The sequence below is a fragment of the Pseudomonas sp. 8 R 14 genome (genome assembly GCF_900005955.1).
In the GTDB taxonomy this organism is placed as follows: Bacteria; Pseudomonadota; Gammaproteobacteria; order Pseudomonadales; family Pseudomonadaceae; genus Aquipseudomonas; species Aquipseudomonas marginalis.
Window position 1 is genome coordinate 3,869 of record NZ_CVTH01000081.1, and the last position, 19,805, is coordinate 23,673.

General features: G+C 62.8%; 19 protein-coding genes. 10 read left to right on the top strand and 9 right to left on the bottom strand.

The features are described 5' to 3' along the window. Nucleotides 1–161: 161 nt before the first annotated feature. Both lpxH and BFQ01_RS23000 read right to left on the bottom strand, forming a co-directional pair. Nucleotides 162–911 carry a UDP-2,3-diacylglucosamine diphosphatase gene (gene lpxH / locus BFQ01_RS22995; RefSeq protein WP_027606286.1) on the bottom strand — a complete coding sequence of 250 codons (750 nt, stop codon included), beginning with the start codon at nt 909–911 and terminating at the stop codon, nt 162–164. Then, a complete protein-coding gene (locus BFQ01_RS23000) occupies nt 908–1,411 on the bottom strand; it encodes a peptidylprolyl isomerase (protein WP_065927032.1) in 504 nt (167 codons plus the stop codon). The genes lpxH and BFQ01_RS23000 overlap by 4 nt, the downstream gene beginning before the upstream one ends. A 249-nt stretch (nt 1,412–1,660) precedes the next feature. Here BFQ01_RS23000 and BFQ01_RS23005 point away from each other — a divergent pair, with 249 nt between their 5' ends. Beyond that, nucleotides 1,661–3,361, top strand: coding sequence for a glutamine--tRNA ligase/YqeY domain fusion protein (locus BFQ01_RS23005; protein WP_065927033.1), 1,701 nt, complete (start codon nt 1,661–1,663; stop codon nt 3,359–3,361). 15 nt (nt 3,362–3,376) lie between these two features. After that, nucleotides 3,377–4,765 (top strand): cysteine--tRNA ligase, encoded by a 1,389-nt coding sequence (gene cysS / locus BFQ01_RS23010; protein ID WP_065927034.1) that lies wholly within the window; start codon nt 3,377–3,379, stop codon nt 4,763–4,765. 386 nt (nt 4,766–5,151) lie between these two features. Here cysS and BFQ01_RS23015 read toward each other — a convergent pair whose 3' ends face one another. The 7 genes from BFQ01_RS23015 to BFQ01_RS23045 all read right to left on the bottom strand — a co-directional run bounded on the left by BFQ01_RS23015 (nt 5,152) and on the right by BFQ01_RS23045 (nt 12,245). Then, complete coding sequence (locus BFQ01_RS23015; RefSeq protein ID WP_065927035.1) at nt 5,152–5,490, bottom strand: Na+/H+ antiporter subunit G; 339 nt, start codon at nt 5,488–5,490, stop codon at nt 5,152–5,154. Continuing rightward, nucleotides 5,487–5,765 carry a K+/H+ antiporter subunit F gene (locus tag BFQ01_RS23020; RefSeq protein WP_065927036.1) on the bottom strand — a complete coding sequence of 93 codons (279 nt, stop codon included), beginning with the start codon at nt 5,763–5,765 and terminating at the stop codon, nt 5,487–5,489. The genes BFQ01_RS23015 and BFQ01_RS23020 overlap by 4 nt, the downstream gene beginning before the upstream one ends. Further along, nucleotides 5,762–6,250: a Na+/H+ antiporter subunit E gene (locus BFQ01_RS23025; protein WP_065927037.1), complete on the bottom strand. Its 489-nt coding sequence runs from the start codon at nt 6,248–6,250 to the stop codon at nt 5,762–5,764. The genes BFQ01_RS23020 and BFQ01_RS23025 overlap by 4 nt, the downstream gene beginning before the upstream one ends. Beyond that, nucleotides 6,247–7,929, bottom strand: a complete 1,683-nt coding sequence (locus BFQ01_RS23030) for a monovalent cation/H+ antiporter subunit D (protein WP_065927038.1) — start codon at nt 7,927–7,929, stop codon at nt 6,247–6,249. The genes BFQ01_RS23025 and BFQ01_RS23030 overlap by 4 nt, the downstream gene beginning before the upstream one ends. After that, nucleotides 7,926–8,270: a Na+/H+ antiporter subunit C gene (locus BFQ01_RS23035; RefSeq protein WP_003192163.1), complete on the bottom strand. Its 345-nt coding sequence runs from the start codon at nt 8,268–8,270 to the stop codon at nt 7,926–7,928. The genes BFQ01_RS23030 and BFQ01_RS23035 overlap by 4 nt, the downstream gene beginning before the upstream one ends. Further along, nucleotides 8,270–11,191: a monovalent cation/H+ antiporter subunit A gene (locus BFQ01_RS23040; protein WP_065927039.1), complete on the bottom strand. Its 2,922-nt coding sequence runs from the start codon at nt 11,189–11,191 to the stop codon at nt 8,270–8,272. The genes BFQ01_RS23035 and BFQ01_RS23040 overlap by 1 nt, the downstream gene beginning before the upstream one ends. A gap of 124 nt (nt 11,192–11,315) precedes the next feature. Beyond that, nucleotides 11,316–12,245, bottom strand: a complete 930-nt coding sequence (locus BFQ01_RS23045) for a DMT family transporter (RefSeq protein ID WP_027606294.1) — start codon at nt 12,243–12,245, stop codon at nt 11,316–11,318. Nucleotides 12,246–12,337: 92 nt separating this feature from the next. Here BFQ01_RS23045 and BFQ01_RS23050 point away from each other — a divergent pair, with 92 nt between their 5' ends. The 8 genes from BFQ01_RS23050 to BFQ01_RS23085 all read left to right on the top strand — a co-directional run bounded on the left by BFQ01_RS23050 (nt 12,338) and on the right by BFQ01_RS23085 (nt 19,790). Continuing rightward, nucleotides 12,338–12,901, top strand: a complete 564-nt coding sequence (locus BFQ01_RS23050) for a helix-turn-helix domain-containing protein (protein WP_027606295.1) — start codon at nt 12,338–12,340, stop codon at nt 12,899–12,901. A gap of 154 nt (nt 12,902–13,055) precedes the next feature. Next, nucleotides 13,056–14,252, top strand: coding sequence for an SfnB family sulfur acquisition oxidoreductase (locus tag BFQ01_RS23055; protein ID WP_027606296.1), 1,197 nt, complete (start codon nt 13,056–13,058; stop codon nt 14,250–14,252). A gap of 11 nt (nt 14,253–14,263) precedes the next feature. After that, on the top strand, nt 14,264–14,590 hold the full coding sequence (locus BFQ01_RS23060; protein WP_065927040.1) for an acyl-CoA dehydrogenase: 327 nt from the start codon (nt 14,264–14,266) through the stop codon (nt 14,588–14,590). Further along, nucleotides 14,590–15,981: an LLM class flavin-dependent oxidoreductase gene (locus BFQ01_RS23065; protein WP_065927041.1), complete on the top strand. Its 1,392-nt coding sequence runs from the start codon at nt 14,590–14,592 to the stop codon at nt 15,979–15,981. Before BFQ01_RS23060 ends, BFQ01_RS23065 begins: the two co-directional genes overlap by 1 nt. A gap of 258 nt (nt 15,982–16,239) precedes the next feature. Then, nucleotides 16,240–17,088: an AMP-binding protein gene (locus BFQ01_RS23070; RefSeq protein WP_065927042.1), complete on the top strand. Its 849-nt coding sequence runs from the start codon at nt 16,240–16,242 to the stop codon at nt 17,086–17,088. After that, nucleotides 17,085–17,855: an ABC transporter ATP-binding protein gene (locus tag BFQ01_RS23075; protein ID WP_065927043.1), complete on the top strand. Its 771-nt coding sequence runs from the start codon at nt 17,085–17,087 to the stop codon at nt 17,853–17,855. The genes BFQ01_RS23070 and BFQ01_RS23075 overlap by 4 nt, the downstream gene beginning before the upstream one ends. After that, nucleotides 17,855–18,736 (top strand): branched-chain amino acid ABC transporter permease, encoded by an 882-nt coding sequence (locus BFQ01_RS23080; protein ID WP_027606301.1) that lies wholly within the window; start codon nt 17,855–17,857, stop codon nt 18,734–18,736. Before BFQ01_RS23075 ends, BFQ01_RS23080 begins: the two co-directional genes overlap by 1 nt. A 4-nt stretch (nt 18,737–18,740) precedes the next feature. After that, nucleotides 18,741–19,790, top strand: coding sequence for a branched-chain amino acid ABC transporter permease (locus tag BFQ01_RS23085; protein WP_065927044.1), 1,050 nt, complete (start codon nt 18,741–18,743; stop codon nt 19,788–19,790). Nucleotides 19,791–19,805: the final 15 nt, after the last annotated feature.

The following is a 19,805-nucleotide window of genomic DNA, read 5'->3' on the forward strand; positions in this document are numbered from 1 at the left end:
GAAGAACTCAGGGCCACCGCGCTTATCGAGAATGAACGCGTTGCCTGGGCGTTTTTCGCGAGCAAGCTCGCTCCTACAAAAAGCCTTAACTGACTGGCATTAGGGCAAGCCCCCTGCCACATTTTGATCTCTGTTCACATTGGATCAGTGGTGTTTGAGGATCAAGCGCCAGGCAACGCCAGCTGCGGATTGACGAAGTCAAACGCCGCCAACTGAAAGCCTTGCTCATCCGCCTGCAACGCCCAGCCCTGCTTGTCCCAATCCCCCAGCACAATGCGCTTGGCCGCCTGGTCGCCAATCTGCAGCTTATGGATCGCCGGGCGGTGCGTGTGGCCGTGGACCAGGGTGCGCACGCCGAACTGCTGCATCACCCGCGGCACTTCCTCGGGCGTCACATCGACAATGTCGTTGGCCTTCATGCGCGTTTGCGCGCGGCTTTCACTGCGCAGCTTGCGCGCCAGCCGATGGCGGGTGCGCAACGGCAGGTGACGCAGGATAAACAGCACGATGGGATTACGCAGGATGCGCCGCAGCTTCATATAGCCAAGGTCGCGGGTGCAGAGGCTGTCGCCGTGCATCAACAGCACGGGTTCGCCTGCGAGCTGCACGACACTCGGGTCCTTGAGCAAGGTGGCGCCTGCCGCTTTGCAGAACGCCTTGCCGAGCAGGAAGTCGCGGTTGCCATGCATGATAAAAATCGGGGTGCCGCTGTCGCTCAGCTCGCGCAGAGCCTCGCAGATCGAACGCTGGAAGGGCGTCATCCCATCGTCGCCAATCCAGGCTTCAAAGAAGTCCCCCAGAATGTACAACGCCTGGGCGCCACGGGCGCGGTTGTGAAGCAGATCCAGAAACGCCCGGGTAATGTCCGGGCGCTCCTCTTCCAGATGCAAATCTGAAATCAGTAATATCACTCAACGATCTCGGCTTTCTCGACGATCACGTCTTCGACCGGAACGTCCTGGTGACCGGCCTTGGAGGTGGTCGACACGCCTTTGATCTTGTCGACAACGTCCTGGCCTTCGGTGACTTTACCGAACACGGCGTAGCCCCAGCCCTGTACGTTCTTGCCGCTGTGGTTCAGGAAGGCGTTGTCGGCCACGTTGATGAAGAACTGCGCGGAGGCCGAATGCGGCTCCATGGTACGGGCCATGGCGACGGTGTACTTGTCGTTGGAAAGGCCGTTGTCCGCTTCGTTCTGGATGCTTGGGCGCTTGTCTTTCTTTTCTTTCATGCCAGGCTCGAAACCGCCGCCCTGGACCATGAAGTTACCGATGACACGGTGGAAAACCGTGTTTTCGTAGTGGCCGGCCTTAACGTACTCGATGAAGTTGGCGACGGTGATCGGCGCTTTCTCGGCGTTCAGCTCGATGACGATGTCACCGTGGTTGGTGGTCAGTTTGACTTGAGTCATGTTCACTACTCTTTTCAGGGAATTCGTGGGTTTGGACGCCTGGGGCGCCTTACCTGTCTGGCTAAACGGCGGCCAAGGCGCGCAGTTTAGCGTGCCCGGCAGGAATTTCGAGGTGGTTTTTTACCGCCCGGTTAATTAAAGCAGCAGTTTTTGGTCGTGACCTGTCAGTGTCTTGACAGCATCAGCTATGATATCGCCTTTGTTTTATCTGGCCCCAACCGGCCACGAACCTGTCTGTTCAAGGATCCTATGAGCAAGCCCACTGTCGACCCTACCTCGAATTCCAAGGCCGGACCTGCCGTCCCGGTCAATTTCCTGCGCCCGATCATCCAGGCGGACCTGGATTCGGGCAAGCACACGCAGATCGTCACCCGCTTCCCGCCAGAGCCCAACGGCTACCTGCACATCGGTCACGCCAAGTCGATCTGTGTGAACTTCGGCCTGGCCCAGGAGTTCGGTGGCGTCACGCACCTGCGTTTCGACGACACCAACCCGGCCAAGGAAGACCAGGAATACATCGACGCCATCGAAAGCGACATCAAGTGGCTGGGCTTCGAATGGTCCGGTGAAGTGCGCTATGCCTCCAAATACTTCGACCAGTTGTTCGACTGGGCCGTCGAGCTGATCAAGGCCGGCAAGGCCTACGTCGACGACCTCACCCCGGAGCAGGCCAAGGAATACCGTGGAACGCTGACCGAACCGGGCAAGAACAGCCCGTTCCGCGACCGCTCCGTAGAAGAGAACCTCGACTGGTTCGCCCGCATGCGCGCCGGTGAGTTCCCGGACGGCGCCCGCGTGCTGCGCGCCAAGATCGACATGGCCTCGCCGAACATGAACCTGCGCGACCCGATCATGTACCGCATCCGCCACGCCCATCACCACCAGACCGGCGACAAGTGGTGCATCTACCCGAACTACGACTTCACCCACGGCCAGTCGGACGCCATCGAAGGCATCACCCACTCCATCTGCACCCTGGAGTTCGAGAGCCATCGTCCGCTGTACGAATGGTTCCTCGACAGCCTGCCGGTCCCGGCGCACCCGCGTCAGTACGAGTTCAGCCGCCTGAACCTGAACTACACCATCACCAGCAAGCGCAAGCTCAAGCAACTGGTGGATGAAAAGCACGTACATGGCTGGGATGACCCGCGCATGTCCACACTGTCGGGCTTCCGTCGCCGTGGCTACACCCCGGCCTCGATCCGCAACTTCTGCGACATGGTCGGCACCAACCGTTCCGACGGCGTGGTCGATTTCGGCATGCTGGAATTCAGCATCCGTCAGGACCTCGACGCCAATGCCCCGCGCGCCATGTGCGTGCTGCGCCCGTTGAAAGTCGTGATCACCAACTACCCCGAAGGCCAGGTCGAGAACCTCGAACTGCCGCGTCACCCGCAGAAAGAAGAGCTGGGCGTGCGCAAGTTGCCATTCGCCCGCGAGATCTACATCGACCGTGACGACTTCATGGAAGAGCCGCCAAAAGGCTACAAGCGCCTGGAGCCGAACGGCGAAGTGCGCCTGCGCGGCAGCTACGTGATCCGTGCGGACGAAGCGATCAAGGACGCCGACGGCAACATCGTCGAGCTGCGCTGCTCGTACGATCCGGACACCCTGGGCAAGAACCCTGAAGGCCGCAAGGTCAAAGGCGTGGTCCACTGGGTGCCTGCCGCTGCCAGCATCGAGTGCGAAGTGCGCCTGTACGATCGTCTGTTCCGCTCGCCAAACCCTGAGAAGGCTGAAGACAGCGCGAGTTTCCTCGACAACATCAACCCTGATTCCCTGCAAGTACTCACTGGTTGTCGTGCCGAGCCATCGCTTGGCGACGCACAGCCGGAAGACCGTTTCCAGTTCGAGCGCGAAGGCTACTTTTGCGCGGATATCAAGGACTCGAAACCAGGCGCTCCGGTATTCAACCGTACCGTGACCTTGCGAGATTCGTGGGGCCAGTGATTTAAGGGAAACATCGTGCTAACGATCTACAACACGCTCAGCAAGACCAAAGAAGTCTTCAAGCCGCTGGATGGCAACAAGGTGCGCATGTACGTGTGCGGCATGACCGTGTACGACTACTGCCACATCGGCCACGGCCGCAGCATGGTTGCCTTCGACCTGGTGACCCGCTGGTTGCGTTTCAGCGGCTATGACTTGACGTACGTGCGCAACATCACCGACATCGACGACAAGATCATCAACCGTGCCAACGAAAACGGCGAGTCGTTCGACGCGCTGACCGAGCGCATGATCGCCGCCATGCACGAGGACGAGGCGCGCCTCAACATCCTCAAGCCGGACATGGAACCGCGTGCCACGGACCACATCCCCGGCATGCACGCCATGATCCAGACCTTGATCGACAAGGGTTACGCCTACGCTCCTGGCAACGGTGACGTGTACTACCGCGTCGCCAAGTTCATGGGCTATGGCAAGCTGTCGCGCAAGAAAATCGAAGACCTGCGCATCGGCGCGCGCATCGAAGTCGACGAAGCCAAGCAGGATCCGCTCGACTTCGTGCTGTGGAAAGGCACCAAGCCCGGCGAGCCGAGCTGGGAATCGCCATGGGGCGCCGGGCGTCCGGGCTGGCACATCGAATGCTCGGTGATGTCCACCTGCTGCCTGGGCGAGACCTTCGACATTCATGGCGGCGGCAGCGACCTCGAGTTCCCGCACCACGAAAACGAAATCGCCCAGAGCGAAGCCGCCACCGGCAAGACCTACGCCAACGCCTGGATGCACTGCGGCATGATCCGCATCAATGGCGAGAAGATGTCCAAGTCCTTGAACAACTTCTTCACCATCCGCGACGTGCTGGAAAAGTACCACCCGGAAGTGGTGCGTTACCTGCTGGTGTCCAGCCACTACCGCAGCGCCATCAACTACTCCGAAGACAACCTCAAGGACGCCAAGGGCGCCCTGGAGCGGTTCTACCACGCGTTGAAAGGCCTGCCATCCGTGGCGCCGGCCGGCGGCGAAGCCTTCGTGGCACGCTTCACCGAAGTCATGAACGACGACTTCGGCACACCGGAAGCCTGTGCGGTGCTGTTCGAGATGGTGCGCGAGATCAACCGTTTGCGCGAGAGCGATCTCGACGCAGCGGCGGGCCTGGCGGCTCGCCTGAAAGAACTGGCCAGTGTGCTGGGCGTGCTGCAGATGGAAGCCGACGAGTTCCTGCAGGCCGGCGCCGAAGGGCGTGTGGATGCGGCGCAGGTGGATGCGCTGATCCAGGCGCGTCTGGCGGCTCGGGCTGGTAAAGACTGGGCGGAGTCTGACCGTATCCGTGACCAACTGACCGCGATGGGTGTGGTGTTGGAAGATGGGAAAGGTGGGACTACTTGGCGGTTGGCTGATCAGGCCTGATTGACTGCTGAATGAAAAACGCCCCGACTGGTTCGGGGCGTTTTTTTGCATACCGTTTTAGTGAGCGGCTCACCCGATCCCGTGTGGGAGGGGCGGCGCGACGATTCGACTTGCCCCCGATAGCGGTGGCTCAGCCAACATACCTGCCAACAGTGCCGCCGCCTTCGAAGCCTCGCTAAAGCTCGACATCTCCCACAGGGGATCAGCGTTGCCCACGAAATCTGCAGCCGGTCTGCTTCCTGCCTGCCAACCGCAATCAAATGTGGGAGGGGGCTTGCTCCCGATAGCGGTGTTTCAGCCAACACCTCTACCAACAGTGCCGCCGCCATCGAAGCCTCGCTAAAGCTCGACATCTCCCACATTTTTAACCGTGTTCGCCTCAGCGCTCAGCGCCGGCTGCTGACTTCGGCGGGGACGTCATCACCGGCCATGCGTTTGCGGAACAGCGCCGTTCGCGCCAGCAGCAGTGTGGTGACCGGCACGGTGATCGCGAGCAAAATCGGAATCAACCAGCCATGCAATACCGGCCCGGACTTGAGCACCGAAAAGTAGATGATCGACGCCAACGCCACGCTCCACGCGCCCAGCGTCGAGGCCAGTGCCGGCGGGTGCATGCGCTGGAAGAAGTCTTTCATGCGCAGCAAGCCAAGCGCGCCGATCAACGCAAATACGCTGCTCAACACCAGCAGCACCGCGACGACGATTTCCATCCATAACGGCATCATTCAATCACCTCCCCACGCAGCAGGAATTTGGCCAGGGCAAACGAGCCCACGAAGCCGAACAGCGCAATCAGCAGCGCCGCTTCAAAGTAGGTGTCACTGGCATAACGAATACCCAGCACCAGCATCATCAGCATCGCCAGGATGTACAGGTAGTCCAGCGCCAGTACCCGGTCCTGGGCTGAGGGGCCTTTGAACAGGCGTACCAGGGTCAGCACCATGGCCAGGGAGAACAGGAACAGGCTGATCAAGATTGCGTTGGAGAGCAGGGCGCTCATTCGAAGATCTCCATCAGGGGCCGCTCGTAGGTGGTCTTGAAGTGCTCGATAAACGACGCTTCATCCTCCAGGTCGAATACGTGCAGCAGCAGGATGCTGCGGTCCAGCGCCAGTTCCGACCAGATGGTGCCGGGGACCACGGTGGTGATCATCGACAGGGCGGCGAGGCCGTTGGCGTCGCGCAGGTCCAGGGGGATTTTGACGAAGCGCGAACGCGGTGGGCGTGAGCCGCACATCAGCACGCCCCAGGCCACTTGCAGGTTGGAGACGATCACATCGCGGCCGACCAGGAAAAACAGGCGGATGATCACGCCAGGGCGGCGGATGCGGATCGGCAGCGGGCGCAGCGGTGCCATCAGCAGCGGTGCAAGCAGGCCCAGCAGCGCGCCAAGCAGCAGGTTGCCGGGGCTGACGGACAGGTTCAGCACCAGCCACAGCAACCACAAGGCCAGGGACAACCACGGGGCAGGCAACAGGCGCTTCATGGCTGCACCTCCAGCGCGGCGGTCTTGGCTTCGGGGCTGGGGACCGGACGCGTGGCCATCACCGCCATCACGTAGTGTTCCGGGTTGTTCAGGCTTTGGGCAGTGGCCTGGGTGTAGCGCATCAGCGGCTCGGCCTTGAAGGTCAGCAGGATGCTCAGGCCCAGCAGGAAGAAGATCGGCACGCATTCATAGCGGCGCAGCAAGGGCGATGGGCGCTCTTCCGGGGTCCAGAAGCGCTGGATACCCAGGCGCGCGAAGGCGATCAGCGAGGCCAGGCCCGAGAGGATCAACAGCGCCACCAAACCCCAGGCCGCGGGGCGAATGGGTTCATCCACACTGACGCCCAGGCCCAAGGGGTTAACCAGCGCACTCAACAAACTCAGCTTGCCGATAAACCCGGACAGCGGCGGCATGCCGATGATCAGCAGGGCGCAGGCGACAAAGCTCAAGCCCAGGAAGGCCATGGTCCAGGGGATCACCTGGCCGACCACGGCTTTCTGCTCGTCATCCAGGTTCACGCCAGGGCGCGGATGCAGGGATTCCATGGCCTTGGGCAGTGCGTCGATTTCTTCATCCAGCGGCAGGTCGTTGGCCGAGCGCGAACGCTCGACCAATTCGGCCAGCAGGAACAGCGCACTCAACGCCAGGGTGGAGCTGACCAGATAGAACAGCGCTCCGGCGGTCAGGCTTGGCTGGGCGAAGCCAACGGCCGACAGCAGGATGCCGGCCGAGACCAGGATGCTCAAGCTGGCCATGCGCTCGAGCCGCTGCGCCGCCACCATCGCCAGCGCCGCGCAGATGATCGTGGCCATGCCGCCGTACACCAGCCAGTCGCCGCCAAACAACGCCGACGCGCCGGCCTGGCCGGAGAACAACAGGGTCCACAGGCGCAGCACGGTGTACACGCCGACCTTGGTCATGATCGCGAACATCGCTGCCACCGGCGCACTGGCCGAGGAGTAGGCGGGGGCCAGCCAGAAGTTCAGCGGCCACATGCCGGCCTTGGCCAGGAATGCGGTGGCGAGGATCGCCGCACCGGCATGCAGCAGGCCACGATCCGCCTCGGGGACCAGAGGGATTTTCAGTGCCAGGTCAGCGAAATTCAGCGTGCCGGTCACGCCGTAGATCATCGCCGCGCCAATCAGGAACAGCGACGACGCCAACAGGTTGATCGCGATGTAATGCAGCCCCGACGACACCCGCGCCCGGCCCGAGCCGTGCAGCATCAAGCCGTAGGACGCCGCCAGCAGCACCTCGAAGAACACGAACAGGTTGAACAGGTCCGCCGTGAGGAACGCGCCGTACAGGCCCATCATCTGGATCTGGAACAGCGCATGGAAGCTGGTGCCGGCGCGGTCCCAACGGGCCATGGCGAACAGCAGCGCGCTCACGCCGATGATCCCGGTGAGCACCAGCATCAGCGCCGAGAGCTGGTCGACCACCAGCACGATGCCGAACGGCACCTGCCAGTTGCCCGGCAGGTACACGCCAATCGAGCCGGGGCCGCCTTTTTGCGTCCAGTACAACAGCAGGATCGCGATGCCCAGGCCAATGACGCTGGAGAACAGGTTGATCCTGGCCTTCAGCGGGCGGCGTTTTTCGCCGAGCATCAGCATCAGCGCGGCGGTGAGCAACGGCAGCAGGATCGGGGCGACGATCAGTTGGTTGACCCAATTCATTCCTTGGGCTCCCGGCCGTCCACATGGTCAGTGCCGGTCAGGCCCCGTGACGCCAGCAGCACCACCAGGAACAACGCGGTCATGGCGAAGCTGATCACGATGGCCGTGAGCACCAGGGCCTGGGGCAGGGGGTCGGTGTAGTTGAGCAGGTCCTGGGGCACGCCGTCCTTGATGATCGGCTCCTTGCCGATAAACAGGCTGCCCATGCTGAAAATGAACAGGTTGACCCCGTACGACAACAGGCACAGGCCCATCACCACCTGGAACGTCCGTGGCCGCAGGATCAACCAGACGCCGGAGGCCGCCAGGACCCCAATGGCAATTGCGATGACTTCTTCCATCAGGCGGCTCCTTCGGTGGCGGCGACTACTTTGGCCTGGTTGCTCGGTTTATGCGCGCGCACCGACTGGTGGCCGAGGGCGGTGAGCATCAGCAGCGTCGAGCCGACGACCATGGCGTATACGCCCACATCGAAGAACAACGCGCTGGCAACATGAATATCGCCCAGCAGCGGCAGGCTGAAATGCCAGGTATGGGTGGTGAGGAACGGGTAGCCGACAAACAACGCGCCGATCCCGGTCAGCGTCGCCGAGAACAGGCCGAAGCCCATCCAGCGCATCGGCCGCAGGCTCATCTGCGCCTCGACCCACTGGGTGCCGGCAACCATGTATTGCAGGATAAACGCCACCGACATCACCAGGCCGGCGACAAACCCGCCGCCCGGTTGGTTGTGGCCGCGCATGAACAGGTAGAACGACACCACCAGCGCAATCGGCAGCAGCAGGCGCACCAGCACCGCCGGCACCATCATGAAGCCCAGGGCGGTGTCGCTGGCCTGGCGCGGGTTGACCAGGTCGGTGGCCACGTCCGGCGCCAGTTGACGCTGCTGTGGCGGCAGCTCCATGCTTTCCTTGGACGGGCGGAAACGACGCAGCAGGGCGTACACCGTCAGCGCCACGGCGCCGAGCACGGTGATTTCGCCGAGGGTATCGAAGCCCCGGAAGTCCACCAGCATCACGTTCACCACATTGCTGCCACCGCCCTCGGGCAGGGCGCGGCTCAAGTAGAACGAGGAAATATCGTTGGGCGTCTGGCGCGTCAGCATCGCATAGGACAGCAGCGCCATGCCGCCGCCTACCACGGTGGAGAGCAGGAAGTCGCGCAGACGACGGATGCGCGCCTTGCGCAGCGAACTGGGCAGCGGCGAGACCTCTTCGATCCGCCGTGGCAGCCAGCGCAGGCCGAGCAGGATCAGTACGGTGGTGACCACTTCCACCACCAGCTGGGTCAGCGCCAGGTCCGGCGCCGAGAACCACACGAAGGTGACGCAGGTCATCAGGCCGCACACGCTGACCATGGTCAGGGCCGCGAGCCGGTGGTACTTGGCTTGCCAGGCGGCGCCCAGGGCACAGGCAATCGCCAGCAGCCACAGGGTGACGAACACGATGGAGCCCGGGATCTTCGGGCGGTCGCCCCAGCTGAGGCCGCTGTTGAGCATCGGGATCATGGCGCCGATCACCGCGACGATCACCAACAGGAACAATTGGGTCTGCAGGCGCTTGGTGCTGATGCGTTTCTCGATCCTGCGCACGCCGCGCATCATCACCACCAGGCTGCGCTCGAAGCCGCGCTTGCCGTTGAAGTAGCTGATGACCGGCGGGTACTTGAAACGGCCGCGCTTCAGTTGTTTGCGTAGCAGTAGGTAGAGCACCACGCCACCGGACATGGCCACCAGGCTCATGATCATCGGTGCATTCCAGCCATGCCAGATCGCCAGGCTGTATTCCGGCAGCACGCCGCCGACCACCGGCAGCGCCGCGGCGGCGAGGATCGAACCGACCACCTGGGCCGGGAAGATGCCCACCAGCAGGCAGGTGAATACCAGCAGCTCAACCGGGGCGCGCATCCAGCGCGGGGGTTCGTGAGGTGTGTGGGGCAGGTCGGTGGCGGGCGGGCCGAAGAACACATCCACGGTAAAGCGCAGGGCGTAGGCCACGCTGAACGTGCCGGCGATGGTCGCGATCATGGGCAGGGCGATTTCCACCCATTGGGTCGACGAGATAAACACGGTTTCAGCGAAGAACATCTCTTTGGACAGGAAACCATTGAGCAATGGCACGCCGGCCATGGATGCACTGGCCACCATCGCCAGGGTCGCGGTAAACGGGATCAGGCGCACCAGGCCACTGAGCTTGCGGATGTCCCGCGTGCCGCTTTCGTGATCGATGATGCCTGCCGCCATGAACAGCGAGGCCTTGAAGGTGGCGTGGTTGAGGATATGGAACACCGCGGCGACGGCGGCCAGCGGGCTGTTGAGGCCCAGCAGCAGGGTGATCAGCCCGAGGTGGCTGATGGTGGAATAGGCTAAAAGGCCTTTGAGATCATTCTGGAACATGGCGCAGTAAGCGCCGAGGAGGAGGGTCAGGGCGCCGGCACCGCCGACGATCCAGAACCATTCTTCGCTGCCGGACAGCGACGGCCACAGGCGGGCCAGCAGGAACACGCCGGCCTTCACCATCGTCGCCGAGTGCAGATAGGCAGACACCGGGGTCGGTGCGGCCATCGCGTGGGGCAGCCAGAAGTGGAACGGGAACTGCGCGCTTTTGCTCAGGGCGCCGATCAGCACCAGCGCGAGCATCACCGGGTACAGCGAATGCGCGCGGATCTGCTCGCCGGCCGCCAGCACCTGGTCCAGCTCATAGCTGCCGACGATATGCCCCAGCAGCATCACGCCCGCCAGCAGGCACAGGCCGCCCGCGCCGGTGACCATCAAGGCCATGTACGCACCACGACGCGCATCGGCGCGGTGGTGCCAGTAGCCGATCAACAGGAACGAGAACAGGCTGGTCAGTTCCCAGAAGAACACGATCTGGATCAGGTTGCCGGAAATCACCAGCCCGAGCATGGCGCCCATGAAGGCCAGGAAAAACGCGAAGAAACGCGGCACCGGATCGTCCGGCGACATGTAGTAGCGCGCATACAGCGACACCAGCGCGCCGATGCCGAGCACCAGCATCGAGAACAGCCAGGCGAATCCATCCATGCGCAGCACGAAGTTCAGCCCAAGGCTGGGCAACCACATGAATTCTTCGCGGATCACGCCACCGTGGGCGATCTGGGGGTAGAGCAGGGCGACTTGAACGGTTCCGACCAGGGCCACAAGGCCAGCCAGCAGGGATTCGGTGTTACGTGCATTGTGCGGCAGCAAGGCCGCCAGACAGCTGCCGATAAAAGGCAGAAGCAGTAGAACTATCAGGGACATAGGCTTCTAATCTGCGGGAGTTTGGGATGCATCATACGTGCCGCTTTGTCGATCACCAAACGGCAACATGTGGCAGGATCCTACAAAGTAGGTCGAAAACTCCCGTTTGGCATTGTTTCGGACCCTAGCCCTGTTGCTCCTGTTCCCGCTCATCCTGCAACTCGATGGCCTTTTGCCCTTTTGTCTTGATCTCACTCACAATCACCGCCACCACAATCAACGCCGCCCCCAGCATGGCAATCGGCGGGAACCGCTCGCCGGCGATCCGCCCGACTACCCCGGCCCACACCGGCTCACCGGCATAGATCAACGTGGCCCGTGTCGGCGAAACGCTTTGCTGCGCCCAATTCATGGCGACCTGGATCACCGCACTGGTCAGGCCCAGGCCCACGGCGCTGAACAATAGCAGCCAGGAGAACCCCGGCAGTGCCTCGCCCATCGGCACCACCATCAAAAACGACAGCAGCGACGCCGTCGCCAGTTGCACCACCGTCACCCGGCGTACGTCCACTTGCCCGGCGAACGCACTGATCAAAATGATTTCCGCCGCTATCGCCACGGCACCGATCAGGGTGGCGATTTCCCCGGGGCTGAAATTCAGCGAAGCCCCGGCGGGGCCGGTCAGTAACATCAACCCGGCAAACGCCAGCATGATGCCGATGCTTGGCATCAACCCCGGGCGCCGGCCCAGCACCAGCCATTGCAGCAGCGGCACGAACGGCACATACAGCGCGGTGATGAACGCCGATTGGCTGCTCAGGATCGTCTGCAGGCCAATGGTCTGCAAGCCGTAGCCGAACATGATCGCTACGCCGATGAACACGCCCGCCTTCAGCTCGAACAACGTCAGGTCGCGCAGTGTACGCAAGGAAAAGAACCCGACCACAATCGCCGCCGCTGCAAAGCGCAGGCCCACGAAAAACATCGGCCCGCTGACAGTCATGGCATGCTGCACCAGCAAAAACGTGCCGCCCCAGATCATGGTGATAAACACCAGGATGCACTCGGCTTTGCTGAAACGGTGGAAACGCGAGGGGGAGTTCGGCGTGGTCATGGCGGCTCGGTCTTGCAAGGGAAAGGCACGGACCGCACAATGCGCCGCACGCTGGGCAGTATACTGCGCACACCCACCCATTGAGCAATATAGTGCACAAAGAAAATCCACAACGGGCCTCGGTCCTGCAGCACGTCAGCCAGAACGTTCGTCGCCTGCGCCACGCCGCCGACCTGAGCCAGACTGCGCTCTCGGAAAAGTCCGGGGTCAGCCGGCGCATGCTGGTGGCCATTGAGGCCGGGGAAAAGAACGTCAGCCTGTCCACCCTCGACCGTGTGGCTGAAGCGTTGGATGTGGCGTTCAGCGACCTGATCCAGGCACCGGATGTGCGCGATCACAGCCGCATCAACGAACTGGCCTGGGCGGGGGAAATCGACGGCAGCAAGGCGGTGTTGCTGGCCAAGGCCACGGCGCGGCGCGAGGTCGAGTTATGGGAGTGGCGCCTTGAACCGGGCGATCGTTATTGCCCGGACCCCGACCTGGAGGGGTGGAGCGAGCAACTGTTCGTCTTCGAGGGCAGCCTGACGTTGGTGGTCGGCGAGCAGGAAAATACCATCGGCGCCGGCGAATTCTTCATGTTCGCCAGCCACCAGCCCCATGCCTATCGCAATGACGGCCAGGTCGCCGTGCGCTTTGTGCGCAATGTGGTGATCTAACTGTTTGCCAGCCAACAGTGGATGCACACTTTGCTGGTTTGAAACTGCGGTTGTACGCCTGTTTACGCAGCAACCGCCTGATTTTACTGACGATTAAATTCAGGCACGACTCCTGCAAACACTCCAGTATCCCCTCGGAGCCTGGAGTCGGCCCATGTCTGCCCACCCTCAACAACCTGCCCATATCATCCGCTCGGACGCGGAGGCCATCGAGGTCGCCAAGCGCCTGGCCGAACGCTTTGCCGTCGACGCCAGCGCGCGTGACCGTGAGCGTCGCCTGCCCGTCGCCGAACTGGACGAGTTTTCCGCCAGCGGCCTGTGGGGCATCACCGTTCCCAAGGCCTATGGCGGCGCCGGGGTGTCCTATGTGACGGTGGCCGAGGTGATCAAGTTGATCTCCGCCGCCGACCCGTCATTGGGCCAAATCCCGCAGAACCACCTGGGCGTGGTGGACATCCTGCTGCAAACCGCCACCGAGGAACAAAAGCGCCACTACTTTGGCAAAGTCCTGGCGGGTTATCGCTTTGGTAACGCCTTCTCCGAGGCCAAGAGCAAAAACGCCGGCACCTTCGACACGCAGATTCGCTTCCACGGCGACACCGCGCAAATCAACGGCGAGAAGTTCTACTGCACCGGCGCGCTGTTCGCCCACATCGTGCCCACCGTGGGTAATAACGAAAAGGGTCAGGCCTTCATCGGCCTCGTCGAGCGCGATGCGCCAGGCCTGACCGTCATCGACAACTGGGACGGCTTCGGCCAGCGCACCACCGCCAGCGGCGGCGTGACCCTCGACGGTGTGAGCGTGCCCTTGAGCGCGGTGATTCCCGCCCACCTGGCGTTTGACCAACCCACGGCCGATGGGCCGATTTCGCAAATTATCCAGGCGGCGGTCGACACCGGCATTGCCCTCGGCGCCCTTGAACAGGCAAAAATCTTTGCGCGGCAGGCCCGTCCGTGGATCGACAGCCAGCAGGATCACGGTTGGCAGGACCCGTTCACCATCGCCGCCATCGGCGACCTGGAGTGGCGTGTGCACGGCACCGAAGCGATCCTCGCCAAGGCCGGCCTGGCCGTCGACCGCGCCCTCGCCGAACCGAATGAAGACACCGTCGCCCAGGCTTCACTGGTGGTCGCCCAGGCCAAGGTCCTGTCGGCCGAAACTGCCTTGCTCGCCAGCAGCAAACTCTTCGAACTGGCCGGCACCCGCTCGGTCACCGCCAAGCACAACCTCGACCGCTTCTGGCGCAACGCGCGGACCCACACCCTGCACGACCCGGCCCGCTGGAAATACCACCTGATCGGCAATTTCGTGCTCAACGGCGTCAAGCCTGCGCGCCACGCCTGGAACTGAGGACCTGACCCATGACCGCCCTGACCCTCGCACGCCAACTGCTGGACAGCACCCGTCGCCACGTCGAAAAAAGCGACGACCCCTACGTGATCAGCCGCTTCGGCGATTGGCAGATTCGCGTGGATGTAGCGGCCGCCTTGCTTGAACGCGCCGAAACCGATCCAAGCCCGGTCGCCGTCACCGAAGCGCAGATCGCCGCCGCTGAAGCCTTGCTCTTTGCCAGCAACACCGAATTCGAACTGACCGGCCAACGCACCGCGCTGCCACCGACCCTGGATGATCCGTTGCGCTGGAAATACCAGGTCGTCGGCAACTACCACCTCAACGGAGTGCTGTGATGTCCCGTGAAATCCGCTTGAACGCCTTCGACATGAACTGCGTCGGCCACCAATCGCCGGGCCTGTGGGCGCATCCGCGCGATCGCTCGTGGCAGTACAAGGACCTTGAATACTGGACCGACCTGGCGAAGATCCTTGAGCGCGGCAAGTTCGACGGCCTGTTTATCGCCGACGTGCTGGGCATCTACGACGTGTACAACGGCAATGGCGACGCGGCGATTCGCCAGGCGACCCAGGTGCCGGTCAACGATCCGTTGTCGCTGATCGCACCGATGGCGCTGGTCACCGAGCACCTGGGTTTTGGCCTGACCGCGTCGCTGTCGTTCGAACACCCGTATCCGTTTGCACGCAGGCTGTCGACCCTCGACCACCTGACCAAGGGCCGCATCGGCTGGAACATCGTCACCTCCTACCTGGAAAGCGGCGCCAAGAACCTTGGCCAGAAAGCCCAGACCGAACACGACGCCCGCTACGACTATGCCGAGGAATACCTGGAGGTCTGCTACAAACTCTGGGAAGGCAGTTGGGAAGAGGGCGCGGTACTGCGCGACCGCGAACGTCGGATCTTCAGCGACCCGAGCAAGATCCACGAGATCCGCCACGTCGGCAAACACTTCCAGGTGCCCGGCATCCACCTGTGCGAACCCTCGCCGCAGCGCACGCCGGTGCTGTACCAGGCCGGTGCTTCCAGCCGTGGCAAGCAGTTCGCCGCCGAGCAGGCCGAATGCGTGTTCGTTGCCGCGCCGTCCAAGGTGCTGCTGAAAAAGACCGTCGCCGACATCCGCCGCCGTGCGGCCGAAGCCGGGCGCGACCCGAAGAAAATCCTGATTTTCAACTTGCAGACCGTGATCGTCGACGAGACCGACGCCAAGGCCAAGGCCAAATTCGACGAATACAAATCCTACGCCAGTTATGAAGGCGCGATGGCGCTGATCTCTGGTTGGACGGGCATCGATTTCAGCCAGTTCAAGCCGGATGAGCCGCTCAAGCACGTGCACACCAATGCGATTCAATCGGCGGTGGAAGCTTTCTCCACGGCGGACCCGAACAAGGTCTGGACCCCCAGCGAACTGGCCGATTGGGTCGGTATCGGCGGCTTTGGCCCGCTGTTCGTCGGCGGCCCGGAGACCGTGTCGGACCTGTTGCAGGAGTGGGTCGAAGAGACCGACGTGGACGGATTCAACCTCGCCTATGCGCTGACCCATGAAACCTTTGTCGACGCCGTCGAATGGCTGGTGCCGGAGTTGCAGAAGCGCGGCGTGTACAAGACCGAATACGCCCAGGGCACATTGCGCGAGAAGTTGTTTGGCGACGGTGCAAGGTTGGGTGCGAACCACCCGGGCGCTGGCTATCGAAACCTTGCTGAGTCCCGCAAAGCAAATGTTGCGTAGCAACTGCGCAGCCTTGGCGAGGCTGCGAATGCCAATCCCCATCGCGGCCTCATCCCGTAGCAGCTGCCGAGCGCAAGCGAGGCTGCGTCGGCCGCGACTCGGGCTCGAATCGGCAGCGCGCCTGACGCAGCCTCGCTTGCGCTCGGCAGCTGCTACGGACTTGCGTGGTGCTCGGTATCTACTTACGGGAAATTGAGTTTGATTTATTTCAGCCAGCGGACCACCGCACGCATACCCCCCAATAGGAGCAACCCCCTAATGAGCGTGCACGAACCAACGGCCCTCCTGGAACACCTGCGCCACTGGGCGCAACTCACGCCGTTGCACATCGCCCTGCGCCACAAGCGCCAGGGCCAGTGGTACGCCTGGCGCTGGATCGACACCTTGCGCGATGTCGAACGCCTGGCCGATGGTTTGCGCCAGCAAGGTTTCAATCAACAGTCACGCTTGGTGCTCAGCGGCGCCTTTGAGCCGAACCTGCTGTTGCTGGCGTTGGCGGCCCAGTCCGTCGGCGCACAGGTACTGACGCTGGCCGATAACCTCGAGCCGCAGGCCTTGGAGCAACAGCTGTGGCGTATTCATCCCAGCCATGCCTACGTTCAAGGTCGCCAGCGCGATTGGACCTTCACCCAGCGGTTGGATTTCGCCCAACTGCTCGGCCCCGTCGACCCGGCGCAACACCTGCAGCGCTGGTGGCAGCCAGCCGGTGAAACCGCGTTGTGGAGCGAGGAGGGCACCCACTGGCAAGGCGGCCTGGCCGTGGTGCTGGAGCAGTGGCTGAGCAGCGGCCACGGCCTGGCCTTCCCGGAAAGCCTGGCCTCGGCGCGACGTGATCGCAGCGAAGTCGCGCCCACCGGCCTGCTGCTGTCGCCCGCCCGTTTGCTGCACCTGGCCGACGAGATCGAAAGCCGTCTGCCACCCCACGGCACCTGGCGTCGACGCCTGTGCGACTGGGCCATTGCCCATCCGCACAGCGGCCTGCGCCGCTTGCTGAAAAACCGCGTGCGCACACTGTTGGGCTTCCAGCGCCTGGCCTATATCTGGCAGCCCCTCAAATCCAATGCCGAGCCGACGTGGCTTGCCGAATTCAAACGGGAGCGTGCATGAGCCAAGCCATTCTCCAGGTGCGGGACATCTCGCTATCGTTCAAGGGTGTCAAGGCGATCAATGGGTTGTCGTTCGAGGTGGCGCGCGGGGAAATCTGCGCGTTGATCGGGCCCAACGGTGCCGGCAAAAGTTCATTGCTCAACGTCCTCAACGGCGTGTATCGCTTCGATGCCGGCGAGATCGTGTTCGAGGCGCAGCATTTCCAGCGTATCGACCCGCTGGGCGCCGCGCGTCGAGGCATTGGCCGTACCTTCCAGAACAACGCCCTGTTCAAGAAAATGAGTGTGCTCGACAACATCCTCACCGGCCTGTCGCGGCATATGCACACCAGCCTTATCGAACAGGCCCTCGGCTTGCCCCGCGCACGCCGTGAAGCCGACGCCTTCCGCCTGCGCGCCCAGGGCATCCTCGAGTTCCTGGAGCTGCAAGCCTACCGCGATGTGCTGGTGGGCAACCTGTCCTATGGCCTGCAAAAGCGTGTGGAACTGGGCCGTGCATTGATCGCCGGGCCGAGCCTGTTGCTGCTGGACGAACCCATGGCCGGCATGAACGCCGAGGAAAAACAGGAAATGGCGCGCTTTGTCGCCGACGTGAACCGCGACCTCGGTACCACCGTGGTGTTGATCGAGCATGACATGGGCGTGGTCATGGGGCTGTCCGACCATGTTGTGGTGCTCGACTACGGGCGCAAGGTCGGCGACGGCACCCCTGCCGAGGTGCAGGCCAATCCCGAGGTGATCGCGGCCTACCTGGGAGTGACGCACTGATGACGTTCTTCTTCGAAACCCTGCTCGGCGGCCTGCTCGCCGGCACCATGTATTCCCTGGTCGCCATCGGCTTCGTGCTGATCTACAAGGCCAGCGGCGTGTTCAATTTTGCCCAGGGCTCGATGCTGCTGTTTGCCGCGCTGACCTTCGTCAGCCTGCACGACCAGGGCGTGCCGTTTGCCCTGGCGTTGCTGTTGACGGTGATCGTGATGATTGTCGGCGCCTTGCTCATCGAGCGCCTGGTGCTGCGGCCGTTGGTGAACCGCTCGCAGATCACGCTGTTCATGGCGACGCTGGGCCTGTCGTTCATTATCGAAGGCCTGGCCCAGGGCGTGATGGGCTCGCAGGTGCGCGCTCTGGACCTGGGCATCGACGATGTACCGCTGTTCGTCGGGCCGCTGATGCTCAGCCAGTTCGACCTGATCGCCGCGGCCGTGGCCGTGGTGCTGGTGACGGTGCTGGCGCTGCTGTTCAACAAGACCCGTATCGGCGTGTCGCTGCGCGCGGTGGCGGATGACACCACGGCGGCGCTGTCCATCGGCATCAACCTCAACCGCATCTGGCAGATCGTCTGGGCGGTGGCCGGCATCGTCGGGCTGGTGGCGGGGTTGTTGTGGGGGGCGCGCCAGGGCGTGCAGTTTTCGCTGTCGCTGGTGGTGCTCAAGGCCTTGCCGGTGTTGATCATCGGCGGCTTCACCTCGATTGGCGGGGCAATTGTCGGCGGGCTGATTGTCGGTGCGGCGGAAAACCTCGCCGAGGTGTATATCGGCCCGCTGATCGGTGGCGGCATCACGCCGTGGTTCGCCTATGTGCTGGCGTTGTCCTTCCTGTATATCCGTCCCGCCGGCCTGTTCGGCGAGCGCGCCATCGAGCGAGTCTGAAAGCATGTCGATCCCTGTTGCTGAACACACCGCCCCCTTGCTGCTGGTCCAGCGGCGCGTGCCCTGGAGCCTGCTCGGCCTGCTGGCACTGGCGTTTATCGTGGTGCCGCTGTGGGGCAATGACTATTGGCTCAACGCGATCCTGATCCCGTTCCTGGTGCTGTCCCTGGCCGGGCTGGGCCTGAATTTACTCACCGGCTATACCGGGCAAACCTCGGTGGGCGCAGCCGGCTTCATGGCGGTTGGGGCGTTCGCCACCTATGGGTTTTTACTGCGCCTGCCTGAGCTGGGCTTGCCGGTGGCGCTGCTCGGCGGCGGCATCATCAGCGCCGTGGTCGGGCTGCTATTTGGCTTGCCCAGCTCGCGGATCAAAGGCTTCTACCTGATGGTCACCACCTTGGCCGCGCAGTTTTTCCTGGAGTGGCTGTTCGTCAAATTCCCCTGGTTCTACAACTACGGTTCGTCCGGAACCATTTCGGCGCCGAAGCTGGCGTTGTTCGGCCATGACCTCAACACACCGCTGGGCCGCTACTGGCTGACCCTGGTCACGGTGCTGTTGTTGACCTGGGCCGCGGTCAACCTGGTGCGCAGCCAGGTGGGCCGCAACTGGATGGCGATCCGCGACATGGACACCGCCGCCGCCGTGGTCGGCATCCCGGTGGTGCGCTACAAGCGCCTGGCGTTTGCGGTCAGTTCGTTCTACCTCGGCATCGCCGGCGCGTTGTGGGCGTTTGCCTACCTGGGCACGGCCAGCGCCAGCAGCTTCGACATCAACCGCTCATTCCAGATCCTGTTCATCATCATTATCGGCGGCATGGGCAGCATTGCCGGCAACTTCGTCGGCGCGGCATTCATCAGTTTGCTGCCGATCTTCCTCAGCCATGCCGGGCAGGCGTTGTTCGGTGGTGCGGTGGATGCCGGGCAGTTGCAGAACCTGCAGAAAATCATTTTTGGCGTGTTGATCATCGTGTTCCTGATCAAGGAACCCGAGGGCTTGATTCGCCTGTTGCATAACCTTCGCGATCGGCTGCGTCAGTGGCCCCTACGTTTCTGACTGAATAAGAGAATC